The 12,111-nt window shown below is 74.6% G+C and carries 9 protein-coding genes; 7 read left to right on the top strand and 2 right to left on the bottom strand.

The annotated features are described in order from the left end of the window. The first annotated feature begins 501 nt into the window (after positions 1-501). Positions 502-1,182 (top strand): SDR family NAD(P)-dependent oxidoreductase, encoded by a 681-nt coding sequence (locus L2C96_RS24640; RefSeq protein WP_237337968.1) that lies wholly within the window; start codon positions 502-504, stop codon positions 1,180-1,182. Further along, complete coding sequence (locus tag L2C96_RS24635; protein WP_237337967.1) at positions 1,179-2,195, top strand: S-adenosylmethionine:tRNA ribosyltransferase-isomerase; 1,017 nt, start codon at positions 1,179-1,181, stop codon at positions 2,193-2,195. Before L2C96_RS24640 ends, L2C96_RS24635 begins: the two co-directional genes overlap by 4 nt. An 11-nt stretch (positions 2,196-2,206) precedes the next feature. Here the strand turns inward: L2C96_RS24635 and lysX are convergent, their stop codons facing one another. Together lysX and L2C96_RS24625 are read right to left on the bottom strand one after the other, a co-directional pair. Further along, positions 2,207-5,524 (bottom strand): bifunctional lysylphosphatidylglycerol synthetase/lysine--tRNA ligase LysX, encoded by a 3,318-nt coding sequence (lysX, locus tag L2C96_RS24630; protein WP_237337966.1) that lies wholly within the window; start codon positions 5,522-5,524, stop codon positions 2,207-2,209. Beyond that, positions 5,502-6,725: an alpha/beta hydrolase-fold protein gene (locus L2C96_RS24625; RefSeq protein WP_237337965.1), complete on the bottom strand. Its 1,224-nt coding sequence runs from the start codon at positions 6,723-6,725 to the stop codon at positions 5,502-5,504. The genes lysX and L2C96_RS24625 overlap by 23 nt, the downstream gene beginning before the upstream one ends. A gap of 200 nt (positions 6,726-6,925) precedes the next feature. Here L2C96_RS24625 and L2C96_RS24620 point away from each other — a divergent pair, with 200 nt between their 5' ends. Genes L2C96_RS24620 through L2C96_RS24600 form a run of 5 tightly spaced genes read left to right on the top strand, consistent with a single transcriptional unit; the run spans position 6,926 to position 12,110 of the window. Beyond that, a complete protein-coding gene (locus L2C96_RS24620; RefSeq protein ID WP_237337964.1) occupies positions 6,926-8,197 on the top strand; it encodes a MurT ligase domain-containing protein in 1,272 nt (423 codons plus the stop codon). Then, positions 8,190-8,900, top strand: a complete 711-nt coding sequence (locus L2C96_RS24615) for a type 1 glutamine amidotransferase (RefSeq protein WP_237337963.1) — start codon at positions 8,190-8,192, stop codon at positions 8,898-8,900. The genes L2C96_RS24620 and L2C96_RS24615 overlap by 8 nt, the downstream gene beginning before the upstream one ends. Before the next feature lie 23 nt (positions 8,901-8,923). After that, complete coding sequence (locus tag L2C96_RS24610; protein ID WP_237337962.1) at positions 8,924-10,324, top strand: sensor histidine kinase; 1,401 nt, start codon at positions 8,924-8,926, stop codon at positions 10,322-10,324. Beyond that, the gene (locus L2C96_RS24605) at positions 10,324-10,983 is read left to right on the top strand and encodes a response regulator transcription factor (protein WP_027929288.1); all 660 of its coding nucleotides are present in this window, start codon (positions 10,324-10,326) and stop codon (positions 10,981-10,983) included. Before L2C96_RS24610 ends, L2C96_RS24605 begins: the two co-directional genes overlap by 1 nt. Further along, positions 10,980-12,110, top strand: coding sequence for an alpha/beta hydrolase (locus L2C96_RS24600; RefSeq protein ID WP_237337961.1), 1,131 nt, complete (start codon positions 10,980-10,982; stop codon positions 12,108-12,110). Before L2C96_RS24605 ends, L2C96_RS24600 begins: the two co-directional genes overlap by 4 nt. Position 12,111: the final 1 nt, after the last annotated feature.

The raw sequence follows: 12,111 nt of genomic DNA, 5'->3' as shown, positions 1-12,111 counted from the left end.
CCACCGAGGGCATCCAGCGCGGGCACATGTCGCTGCACGCCCGCAACATCGCCACCACCGTCGGCGCCACCCCCGCGGAAGTGCCCGCGGTCGTCGCGCGGCTGGTCGCCGACCGCAAGGTCCGCGCCGACCACGCCGAGAAGATCCTCGCCGAGCTGCGGGCAGGCCGATGAGCGACTGCTCCGCCGACCGGTCTTCCCGCCGCCGTCGATCTGCGAGATCGACTCCCTGACCATGCGGTCGGTCGCTCCCCGGCGCGGAGTGCCAGATCACCTGGGCGCTCGATGACCCGTCTGGCCGGCACATTGCCTGCCGGACCGGTCATTCTCCGCGGGCGCCTCGCGGCCAGACCACGGTGACGGGCAGGCCGCGATCGCGCGGCGTCGACGACGTCGGCTGTGCCGAGTTCGAGCACAACGCGCGAAGACCCGGTCAGCGCCCCGCGATGCGCGCGGAGTTTTCCCTTGACCTCCAGGTAACTGGAGGTTTCATGCTGACGACATGGCACACGACAGAACCGCGGTCGTCACCGGAGCCTCCCGCGGGCTCGGACTCGCCCTGACCGGAGCGCTCGCGCGGCGCGGCTGGCGGGTGATCGCGGACGCGCGCGACGGGGACCGGCTCGAGCGCACGCTCGCCGGCGTTTCCGGCGTCACCACGATCGCGGGCGACGTCGCCGACCCCGGGCACCGGGCGACCCTCGCCGAGGCCGCTCCGGACGGGGTGGACCTACTGGTCAACAACGCGAGCGCGCTCGGCCCCAGCCCGCAGCCGCCGCTGGCCGACTACCCGCTCGCCGAACTGGAACGCGTCTACGCCATCGACACGATCGCTCCCCTGGCGCTGATCCAACTGCTGCTGCCAGGCCTGCGCCGCCGCCGCGGCCGCATCATCGACATCAGCTCGGACGCCGCCGTCGAACCGTACGCGGGCTGGGGCGGCTACGGCTCGGCCAAAGCCGCCCTGGACCAGCTCACCGCCGTCCTCGCCGCCGAGGAGCCGGACGTCCGCGTCTACGCCTGCGACCCGGGCGACATGAACACCGACCTGCAGCAGCAGGCGTTCCCCGGCGAGGACGTCTCCGACCGGCCATCGCCGGAGACGGTCGTGCCCGCGCTGCTGCGGCTCGCCGAGGGCGACCTGCCGAGCGGGCGCTACGTGGCACGGGACATCCTGCCGTGACCATCCCCTTCACGCTGCCGCCGGACAGCGAGGCGACGGCGCCGCCGGAACGCCGGGGCGTGCCGCGCGACGCGGTGCGGCTGCTCGTCGCCCGGCCGGGCCGGATCGAACACCACCGGTTCCTCGACCTGCCGGACCTCGTCGAGCCGGGGGACCTCGTCGTGGTCAACACCTCCGCCACGGTGCCGGCCGCCCTGGATGCGGTGCGCAGCAACGGAAATCCGGCGCCCGTGCACCTCTCGACGACCCTGGACGACGGCGGCTGGGTGGTCGAGGTGCGGCTCGCGGACGGCAGCGGCCCGGACCTTTCGGTGCACCCGGGCGAGCGGATGCGCCTGCCCGGCGGGGTCATCCTGACGCTCGTCGAGCCGTTCACCAGCGCACGGCTCTGGCGCGCGGCGGTCACGCCCGAGGTGCCCGTACGGGACTACCTGGCCCGGCACGGCCGCCCGATCGGCTACGGCTACCTCGCCGGGCGGTTCCCGCTTCGGGACTACCAGAACGTGTACGCGACCGAGCCGGGCAGCGCCGAGATGGCCAGCGCCGGGCGCCCGTTCACCGCGCCGCTGCTGGTGCGCCTGATCGCCCGCGGCGTCGTCGTCGCCCCGATCGTCCTGCACGCCGGGGTCTCCAGCCCGGAACTGCACGAACCACCGGCCGCCGAACGGTTCACCGTGCCCGAGGCGACCGCGCGGCTGGTCGAGCTGACGCGCTCCGCCGGCCGGCGGGTGATCGCGGTCGGCACCACCGTCGTCCGGGCGCTGGAGAGCGCCGCCGAACCCGGCGGCGCAATGCACGCGGCGACCGGGTGGACCGAGCTGGTGCTCGGGCCCGCACGGCCACCGCGGGTGGTGACCGGGCTGGTCACCGGCCTGCACGCGCCCGAGGCCAGCCACCTCGGACTGCTCGCCGCGGTCGCCGGACGCCCCCTGGTCACAGCGGCCTACGACGCGGCGCTCGAACACCACTACCTGTGGCACGAATTCGGCGACTCCACCCTGTTCCTGCCCTGACCCCAGCCACCTCACGGACGCGGGCCCGGCCGGGCGAACGGGAACGCCAGGCTCTGCCGGATCGAGGCCCCGGTCAGCATCATGACCAGGCGGTCGATCCCGATGCCGAGCCCGCCGGTGGGCGGCATCCCGTACTCGAGCGCCAGCAGGAAATCCTCGTCGAGTTCCATCGCCTCGATGTCGCCGCTGGCAGCCCGCAGCGACTGCGCCTCCAGGCGCCGGCGCTGCTCCAGCGGATCGGTCAGCTCGGTGTAGGCGGTGCCGATCTCCGCGCCGAAGGCGATCAGGTCCCACCGTTCGGCGAGGCGGGGATCGCGGCGGTGGGGGCGCGTCAGCGGCGAGGTCTCGGCCGGGTAGTCGGTGTAGAACGTCGGCTCGACCGTGGCCGGCTCGACCAGGTGCTCGAACGCCTTCCCGACGAGGTCGCCGTGCCCCGCCCCGTCGTCGGCCGGCACCCCGGCCGCCCGGCACCAGCGGCGCAGATCGTCCGCCGAGGTGCCGGGAGTGACGGTCTCGCCGAGCGCACGGGACACCGCCTCGTACACGCCGACGACCGGCCAGTCGCCGGAGAGGTCGACCTCGCCCAGGTCCGGGCGGCGCGCCACCGGCGCGCCGCAGGCGGCGACGGCGGCGTCCTGGATCAGCGACCGCGCGAGCCCCCGCATCGTCTCGTAGTCGGCGTAGGCCTGGTAGGCCTCCAGCATCGTGAACTCGGGGTTGTGGGTGGCGTCCACCCCCTCGTTGCGGAAGTTGCGGTTGAGCTCGAACACCTTCTCCACACCGGCCACGCACAACCGTTTCAGGTAGAGCTCCGGCGCGATCCGCAGGTACATGCGCTGGTCGTAGGCGTTGATGTGGGTGACGAACGGCCGCGCGTTCGCCCCGCCGTGCACCGCCTGCAGCATCGGGGTCTCGACCTCGAGAAAACCGCCTGCCTGCAACCCGTCACGCACCGAGCGCACCACCGCGCTGCGCAACCGCAGCATGTCCGCCGCGGCCGGGTTGACGATCAGGTCCAGGTACCGCTGCCGCACCCGCGTCTCCGGGTCGGTGAGACCCTTCCGCTTGTCCGGCAACGGGTGCAGGCACTTCGCCGTCACCGTCCAGTCCGACACCATCACCGACAGCTCGCCCCGCCGCGAAGTCATCACCTCGCCCGTCGCGCCGACGTGGTCGCCCAGATCGACCCCGTCCCGCCACAGTGGATCGTCGCCGAGGACCAGCTGGAGGTGGGAATCGCCGTCCTGGATTCGCGCGAAGCACACGCCGCCGAGGTCCCGGATCGCCGTCACCCGTCCCGCGACACGCACCTTGCGGCCGGTGTGGGTGTCCGGCGGCAGGCCGCCGAACTCCCTGCGCACCGCGGCGAGGGAGGTGTCGCGGTCGAAGCAGGCCGGGTAGGGGTCGATCCCCGACTCGCGCAGGCGGCCGAGCTTGGCGATCCGGACGCGCACCTGCTCGGGGCGGCGCACCAGGCGCGGCTGCGGGCGGACCGCCTCGATCTCGCGCAGGCGCGCCAGGAACGCCTCGTCGACGGCGTCGGAGGAGATGGCGCGGCGCCCCGCTCCCACACCCGCGGGCAGGAAACCCTCCAGCGCGCCGGCGACCAGGCCGATGCGGCCGAGCCGCCGCGCCGAGCTGTAGCAGAGGAAGCGCGGTTCCCAGTCCGGTCCGTACTTGGCGTTGGACCGGTACAGCGATTCGAGCTGGAAGAACCGGGACGCCAGGCCCAGCAGCGCGCGCCAGGCGCGCAGCACCGGCCCGGCGCCGATCCGCTCACCGGCGGCGAACACGGCGCGGAACATGGCGAAGTTCAGCGAGATGCGCTGCACGCCCAGCTCCCCGGCGGCCCGGACGAGTTGCACGATCAGGTACTCGTTGAGCCCGTTCTCGGCCTCGCGGTCGCGGCGCATCAGATCCAGCGACAGGCCGCGCCGTCCCCACGGCACGAACGACAGCAGGCCGCGCAGGTTCCCCTGCGCGTCGAAGGCCTCCACCATCACGCACCGGCCGTCCGCGGGGTCGCCGAGCCGGGACAGCGCCATCGAGAAGCCGCGTTCGGTCCGCGCGTCCCGCCACCGTTGGGCGTGCGCGAGGAGGTCGTCCATTTCGGACCGCGGGATGTCGGCGTGGCGGCGGATCCGCGCGGTGTACCCGGCGCGCTCGATGCGGCGCGCGGCCTGACGCACCGACCGGCGCTGCGGGCCGGCGAGGCTGAAGTCGCGGACGTCGAGGACCGCCTCGTCGCCTAGTTCCAGCGCCTTCAGGCCGGCGCGCACGTAGGCCCGGGCGCCGCGTTCGCTCGCGCCCAGCACCCCGGTGGCCCAGCCGTAGGTCCGCGACTCGGCAAGCCAGGCCCCGATGGCCTGCGGCCAGGCGTCCGGATCGCCGACCGGGTCCGCGCTGGCGATGCTGGTCCCGCCCAGCACCCGGTAGGTCACCGCCGCCCGGCCGCTCGGGTCGAAGACGACCGACTTGTCCCGGCGGGTGGCGAAGTAGCCGAGCGAGTCGTCCTCGCCGTGCTCGGCCAGCAGGGCGCGCAGGCGCAGCTCGTCGTCGTCGGTGCGGCGCTGCTGCCCGCGCACGCCGCGGAAGAACACCCACAGGGTCGCGACCGCGGAGAGCGTGGCGCCGACGTCGAGGAGGGCGTCGATCCAGGCCGGTCCTTCCCGCACGCCGAGCCGCCTGAGCTGGAGGAGCTCGCCGGTCGCGTGGTTGACCGCCCAGGCGAAGGCGTCGCCGAGACCGGTCAGGGTGCCGGGGAAGACGGCGAGCAGGCCCCAGCCGAGCAGGATCGTCGCGCCGAACCCGGCCAGCGCGACTCCCAGCGCGTGCTTCCACGCGCCCGGCGCCAGCCGCGCCGGGAAGGCCGGGCGCAGCGCCAGCAGCAGGGCGATCAGGGCGACCGCGGCGATCTCGGCGCCGGTCAGCGCCCACAGGGTGGCCGGCAGGTGCTCGGGCGCGCGGCGCGGCAGCACCAGCACGTGCGGTGCCCACAGCAGAACCATCTGGAACGCCACGTCCATGAGCAGCCCGGCGACCTGGAACAGGATGAGCGTGTTCAGCGCGGCGCGCTTGCGCCGCCGCAGTGCCGCCCCCAGCACGGCGAGGACGAGCGCGATGAAGATGTTCGCGTCGGCCGGGATGTTGATCAGGGAGAACAGCCCGACGGTCCAGCGGTAGAAGTCGTGGTTCCCGCCGGACACCAGCAGCGCCACCGACGCCACCGCGCCGAGCTGGACGACGGTGGCGACCACACCGCCCGCCTTGGACCGCCACCGCGGCACGGGCCGCCGGATCACGGGGTCAGAGACTGGTGTCGGTGCCATGGAGCGCTCCGGGAGTTCCGGTGTCGGGCAGGGGCCATGCCGGGATGCCGCCCGCGTACTGCTGGACGTCACCCGGGCCGGACCCTGCGACGGGGTTGCCCAGCTGGGTGTCGAGCCAGTCCAGCACGGCGGGCAGCTCGGCGCGAACGGCGGCGAGGTTGTGGCCGGCGATCGGCAGCATCCAGGCGGTCAGTTCCGCCGGTGGCGTCGCGGCGGCCTCCAGGCGCCGCAGGGCTGCGCACTCGTCGCCCGCGGCGGCGTCCGCGGTGACGAGCAGCCGCAGCGGGGCCGGGTGGTCGCGCAGCACCGCGGAGACGTCGTTGGCGCGGCGCAGGTCCTCGCGCCCGTGGAACAGGTCGCCGGTCTCGGCGTCGTGCGGGGTGGCGTCGTAGCCGTTCATGCTGACCGCGCTCGCGTACCACTGCGGGTGCCGGGCCGCGAGGTCCAGCGCGCAGTAGCCGCCCGAGGACCACCCGGCCGTGGCCCAGCCCTCGCGGTCGCCGCGGACCCGCAGGTGGTCGACCGCCCACGACCGCAGGTCGGCCGACAGGTAGGTGTCGTCGGCCGGCCCGCCCGCCGCGTCCACGCACTCCGAGTCGTGGGTCAGCCGCGGTTCTCCGTTGGGGTCAGGCACGATCACCACGACCGGGGGCAGCCGGTGGGCGGCGATGGCGTCGTCGAGCTGCCCGGGCAGGCCGTAGAGGGTGGCGACCTGGCGGGGCTCGCCCGGGAAGTGCGGGATCCACTCGACGACGGGGAACCGGAAGCCCGCCCAGTCCGGCGCGGTGTACACCGCGGGCAGGTAGACGTCGACGTCCCGGGTCAGTCCGGTGCGCTTGCCGGTCACGGTGAGGTGCACCAGCGACCCGAGCGCGTTGCCCGCGCGAGCGCTCGCCGTGCCCGGTGCGCGCCCGAGGTCGCGCCCGTCCGGCCCGGCCTCGGCGACCGTGCCCTCGGCCGGGTCCGGCGAGGTGCCCAGCAACGACCCGAGCGTCGGGTAGAAGCTGCCCGCCGCGTTCACGGCCGATCCGCACGCGAGCACCACCGCCACCACCGCCACGACGGTGGTGGCGACCCGGCCGGCGACGCGACGGCGCCAGCGGTCCCAGGCCCACGGCACCGCGGCGGCGCAGCCGAGCGCCACGACCGCCACGACGAGGACGAACGGGAGCGTGTCGATGCGGATCGTGGAGGCGTGCACGCGCTCAATCTAACCGCGTTCCACCCGGGTTCCGACGCCCCTACCAGGCAAGACAGCGTTCAGCGTCCACTCAGGAAGCCGGGCCTAGAGTGACCCGGAAGCGGTCTGGCCGCGGGCGTGAGGACCCCGTTCTCAGGGTCCGCACAGCATCCGCGGCGCACAGTGGGGCCGAGCCGACCCCGCCTCGAAGGAGATCGCCCGTGCCCCTGGGTTCCCCGGTCCTGGACGAACGGCGAGCCCGGACCGCGCCCCGGCTGCCCCGGCGCGCCCGGGTGGCGGTCGCACTCGGACGGACGGCAGCCGGCGGATCCCGCCGCCTCGGGCTGGGAGCGGGCGGAGTCGTCGGCGGCCGGATCGCCGCCGCGCTGGACCCGGACGCCCTGCGCCATCTCGGCCGTCACCGCACCGTCGTCCTGGTGACCGGCACGAACGGCAAGACCACCACCGCGTCGATGCTGACCCGGATCCTGGAGCCGCTGGGCGCGGTCGCGGCGAACCGCGACGGCGCGAACATGCCGGACGGGGTGATCACGGCCCTGGTGGACCGTCCGGACGCGCCGCTCGCGGTCCTGGAGGTCGACGAGAACTACGTGGCCGAGGTGGCGCAGCGGCTGCGGCCGGCATGCCTGGTGCTGCTCAACCTCAGCCGCGACCAGCTCGACCGCGTCGGCGAGGTGCGGACGGTCGAGCGCGGCCTGCGGGAGGCCATCGGCGCGCTGCCGGGCACCGCCGTGGTCGCCAACTGCGACGACCCGCTGGCCACCTCCGCCGCGACGGCCTCGGCCCGGCCGGTCTGGGTGAGCACGGGCGGTTGCTGGACCGCGGACGCGCTCGCGTGTGGACGGTGCGGACGGCCGATCCACCACGACGGTCCCGCCTGGCGCTGCCGGTGCGGGCTCGCGCGGCCGCGCCCGGACTGGGTGCTCGCCGGCGACCAGGCCGTGGACGCCGGGGGCCGGACGGTTCCGCTGGAGCTCCGGCTGCCGGGCCGGGCCAACGCGTCGAACGCGGTCATGGCCGTCGCGGCGGCCGCGCTGCTGGGCGTGGATCCCGGCGTGGCCGGTGCCCGCCTGACCACGATCACCGAGGTCGCGGGGCGGTACCGGCGAACCGTCCTCGGCGGGCACCCGGTGCGGCTGCTGCTCGCGAAGAACCCCGCCGGGTGGCGCGAAACCCTGCCGCTGCTGGACGACCGGGCGCCGGTCGTCATCGCCGTCAACGGGCGCGAGGCGGACGGGCGCGACCTGTCGTGGCTGTGGGACGTGCCGTTCGAGCGGTTGCGCGGCCGCCCGGTGGTGGCGGCCGGGGAACGCTCGGCGGACCTGGCGGTGCGCCTGACCTACGCCGGTGTGGCGCACCTCCGGTGTCCCGACCCGGTGCGCGGCGTGGCCGCGCTCGATCCCGGCCCGGTCGAGCTGGTCGCGAACTACACCGCCTTCCGGCAACTGGCACCGCGGAGCGCCGATGGCTGACTCGGCGGTGCGGATCGGGCTCGTCCTGCCGGACGTGCTGGGCACCTACGGCGATTCGGGCAACGCGGTGGTCCTGCGCCAGCGCATGCGGTGGCGTGGCGTGCCGGCCGACGTCGTGGAGGTCCACTACGGCGACCCGGTGCCGGACAGCCTCGACGTGTACCTGCTCGGCGGCGGGGAGGACGAGGGGCAGGAGCTGGCGGCCGACCATCTGCGCGAGCACGCGGGCTTGCGGCGGGCGGCCGCGCGGGGTGCGGTGGTGTTCGCGGTCTGCGCCGGGCTGCAGGTGCTGGGTACGTCGTTCCGCACCGGCGACGGCCGCCGCCACGACGGGCTCGGCCTGCTCGACGTGGTGACCGGCCCGGGGAAGCGGCGCGCGGTCGGCGAGATCGTCGTGGACACCCCCGCGGGACCGCTGACCGGGTTCGAGAACCACCTCGGGGTCACGACGGTGGGCCCCGGCAGCCGGCCACTGGGCCGGGTGCGCACGGGGACCGGGAACGGGGACGGCACCGACGGCGCGGTCACCGGTCACGTCCTCGCGACCTACCTGCACGGCCCGGCCCTGGCGCGCAATCCCGCGCTGGCCGATCTGCTCATCGGCTGGGTGACCGGTTCGCCGCCGGCGGACCTGCCGCTGCCCGAGGTGGACGAGCTGCGGCGGGAACGGCTGCGCGCCGCCCGTGGCGGGGCGCGGTGGTGACCGGCTTTCCCTACCCTGCTGGCATGGCGCACCTCCTGTCCCGTCTCGGTGTCCGCACCCGGACCACGGTGGTGGCGGTGGCCGTCGTCGCCGCGGCGATCGTGGTGGCGGGAGCCGGAGTCGTGCTGCTGCTGGGCTGGTCCCTGGAGAAGTCCACGACCGAGGACGCCCGCAGCGCGGGACACCAGGTCGTGCACGAGATCGCGCGGGAAGGGACCCGTGACCTGACCGGCGCCGACGTCGCGGGCAGCGGGGATTCGGCCTCGGTGCTGCAGGTCCTCGACGCGCAGGGGCGGGTGGTCACGGCGGACCCGGCGCTGGCCGGGCTGCCGCCCCTGACGCCGGTGCGGCCGGCGCCGGGGCACGAGATCGTGGAGACCGTGAGCGTGACGGTGAACGGGACCGGCGAGGACTACCGGCTCGTGTCCACCGGGGTGGCCGGTCCCGGCGGCCCCTACACCGTGGTGTCGGCGCGCTCGCTGGCGCCGGTGACCGACGCGCTGACGCGCCTGTCGTTGCTCTTCGCCGCGGCGGCGCTGCCGTTGCTGGCGATCTCGGCGTTCACCGTGCACCGCGCGGTGGGCTCGGCGTTGCGCCCGGTGGAGCGGATGCGCCGCACCGTCTCCGAAATCACCACCCGGGACCTGGAACGCCGGGTCGAGCTGCCGCCCGGCCGCGACGAAGTGCACCGGCTCGCCGTGACACTGAACTCGATGCTGGACCGGCTGGCCTCCGCCCAGGGAGCACAGCGCAGGTTCGTCGCCGACGCCAGCCACGAGCTGCGATCCCCGGTCAACACCATGGCCACCGCGCTCGAGGTCGCCGAGCACCACCCCGCCGCGATGAGCAAGGACGAGCTGGTCACCGTGGTGTCGCGGGAGACCAGCCGGCTGCGCGAACTGGTGGACGACCTGTTGCTGCTGGCGCGCACCGACGACGCCACGGACAACCCGCCCTCCGGCGAGGTCGACCTGGACGACCTCGCCCGCGCCGAGGCCGAACGAGCCCGCGCCACCGCCGGTGTCCGCGTGGAGATCCGCACCGAACCGGTGAAAGTCACCGGCAACGCCGCCCAGTTGCGCCGCGCGGTGCGCAACCTCGTCGACAACGCGTGCGAGCACGCGGCCGGCCGGATCAGGGTGCGCACCGCCACCGACGGCGACACCGCCGTGGTCGTGGTCAGCGATGACGGGCCCGGCGTGCCCGAGCGGGATCGGGAGCGGATCTTCGAGCGGTTCGTGCGGCGCGACGACGCCCGGCACCACGGCGCCCCCGGCAGCGGCGGATCGGCCGGGCTCGGGCTGGCCATCGTGGCGGGGATCGCCGGCCGGCACGGCGGCTCCGCGGAGTGCGTGGACAGCACCGATCCGGCCTACCCTGGCGCCGAATTCCGCATCCGGCTGCCACGAAGGAGGCAACCCTGATGCGCGTGCTGGTCGTCGAGGACGAGCGGGCGTTCGCCGAGACCCTCCGCAAAGGACTGACCGCGGAGGGGTTCTCGGCCGAGGTCGCGCACAGCGGGCCGGACGGGCTGTGGCTGGCGCGGGAGCAGCGCTTCGACGTCATCGTCCTGGACCTCATGCTGCCCGGGATGTCCGGGTACGAGGTCCTCAAGCGCCTGCGGCAGAACGAGATCTGGACACCGGTGCTGGTGCTGACCGCGAAGGACGGCGAGTACGACGAGGCCGACGCGTTCGACCTCGGCGCCGACGACTACCTCACCAAGCCGTTCTCCTACGTCGTCCTGCTCGCCCGGTTGCGGGCCCTGCTGCGGCGCGGCGCACCGGAACGGCCTGCCGTGCTCACCCTGGGCGACCTGCGGCTGGACCCGGCGGCCCGGACCGTGCACCGCGGGGACCGGGAGGTCGAGCTGACCGCGCGCGAGTTCGGGCTGCTGGAGTTCCTGCTGCGGCGGCGCGGGGAGGCGCTGAGCAAACGGGAAATCCTCACCCATGTGTGGGACGCCCACTACGACGGCGACGAGAACATCGTCGAGGTCTACATCGGCTACCTGCGCCGCAAACTCGGACCGGACCTCATCCACACCCTGCGGGGTGTCGGCTACCGGATGTCGGCGCCATGACCACCGATGTGGTCGTCCCGGCCGACGTGGCCCGCTACTGCCGCGCCACGGGGCCGCTGGAGTCGCCGCTGATCTGGCTCGGCTTCGCGGCGGCGGCACTCGTCCTGGCCGGCCTCGCCGTCCGGTCGCGCCGGGCGCGCCGCCGGGCCGTGATCGCGGCGGTGTGCTGCGCGCTGCTGGCGGGCCTGACGGGGCTCAACACCTACGTCGGGTACATCCGCACCGGGCACGACCTGGCGGTGCTCCTCGATCGCGGCGGCGCGCCCGGCCGCGCCCTTGGCCGGCTGCTCGACGACGGCGGCGGCAGCAGCTCGGTGGCCGGCGGCCGGACCGTCCCCGCCGGCCGGAGCGCTCCCCTGCTCGACTCGTTCGACCTCGCCGACCCGGCCGACGGCATCCCCAGCGGCCGCACGTACGTGCTGCTGCCGCCGGGATACGCGAACTCGGGGCGGTCGTACCCGGTGGTCTACCTCGTGCACGGGTACCCGTTCGGGTCCGCGCAGGACTGGCTGACCGCGGGCGACGCACCCGGCGCACTGGACCGGCTGTACCGGGATGCCGCGATCCCGCCGATGATCGTCGTGAGCGTCGACCTGACCGCCGGGCAGCCCGAGCGCGACTGGGAAGGGCTGGACGTCCCGGGCGGTCCGCGGCTGGAGACCTACCTGGCCGGTGTCGTGGTGCCCGCGGTCGACAGCCGCTACCGCACGATCCGGGACCGCGCGGACCGCGCACTGGGTGGCATGTCCGGCGGCGCGTTCGCCGCGCTGAACACCGGCCTGCACCACACCGGCGAGTTCGGGGTGCTGCTGCTGACCCTGCCCTACGACACACCCGGCGACATCCGGGCCGAATTCCACGGCGACCGCGCGGCGATCGAGCGGAACATGCCACGGGACTACCTGCCCGGCATGGACTTCCCCGATCCGGTCGCGGTGTTCCTCGCCGCCGGGTCGCACGACGGCGGCGACCTGGACCGGGCCCGGCACCTCGCCGGCCAGCTCACCGCCGACGGGCAGCGGGCCGTCGTGCACGTCGAACCCGGCCTGAGCCACACCTGGCGGACGGCACGGGCGACCCTGCCGTACCTGCTGGTGTTCGCCGGCGACACCTTCCGCGCCGGGTGAG

The organism is Amycolatopsis tucumanensis (assembly GCF_021654135.1).
Lineage (GTDB): Bacteria > Actinomycetota > Actinomycetes > Mycobacteriales > Pseudonocardiaceae > Amycolatopsis_E > Amycolatopsis_E tucumanensis.
The sequence above is the reverse complement of the archived record's forward strand: the minus strand, read 5'-3'. Positions and strand labels throughout refer to the sequence as shown.

Excerpts from the sequence above, each read along its gene's own strand:
- L2C96_RS24610 (WP_237337962.1), top strand. The coding sequence starts at position 8,924 with ATGGCGCACCTCCTGTCCCGTCTCGGTGTCCGCACCCGGACCACGGTG.
- L2C96_RS24605 (WP_027929288.1), top strand. The coding sequence starts at position 10,324 with ATGCGCGTGCTGGTCGTCGAGGACGAGCGGGCGTTCGCCGAGACCCTC.
- L2C96_RS24640 (WP_237337968.1), top strand. The coding sequence starts at position 502 with ATGGCACACGACAGAACCGCGGTCGTCACCGGAGCCTCCCGCGGGCTC.
- L2C96_RS24615 (WP_237337963.1), top strand. The coding sequence starts at position 8,190 with ATGGCTGACTCGGCGGTGCGGATCGGGCTCGTCCTGCCGGACGTGCTG.
- L2C96_RS24600 (WP_237337961.1), top strand. The coding sequence starts at position 10,980 with ATGACCACCGATGTGGTCGTCCCGGCCGACGTGGCCCGCTACTGCCGC.
- lysX (WP_237337966.1), bottom strand. The coding sequence starts at position 5,524 with ATGGCACCGACACCAGTCTCTGACCCCGTGATCCGGCGGCCCGTGCCG.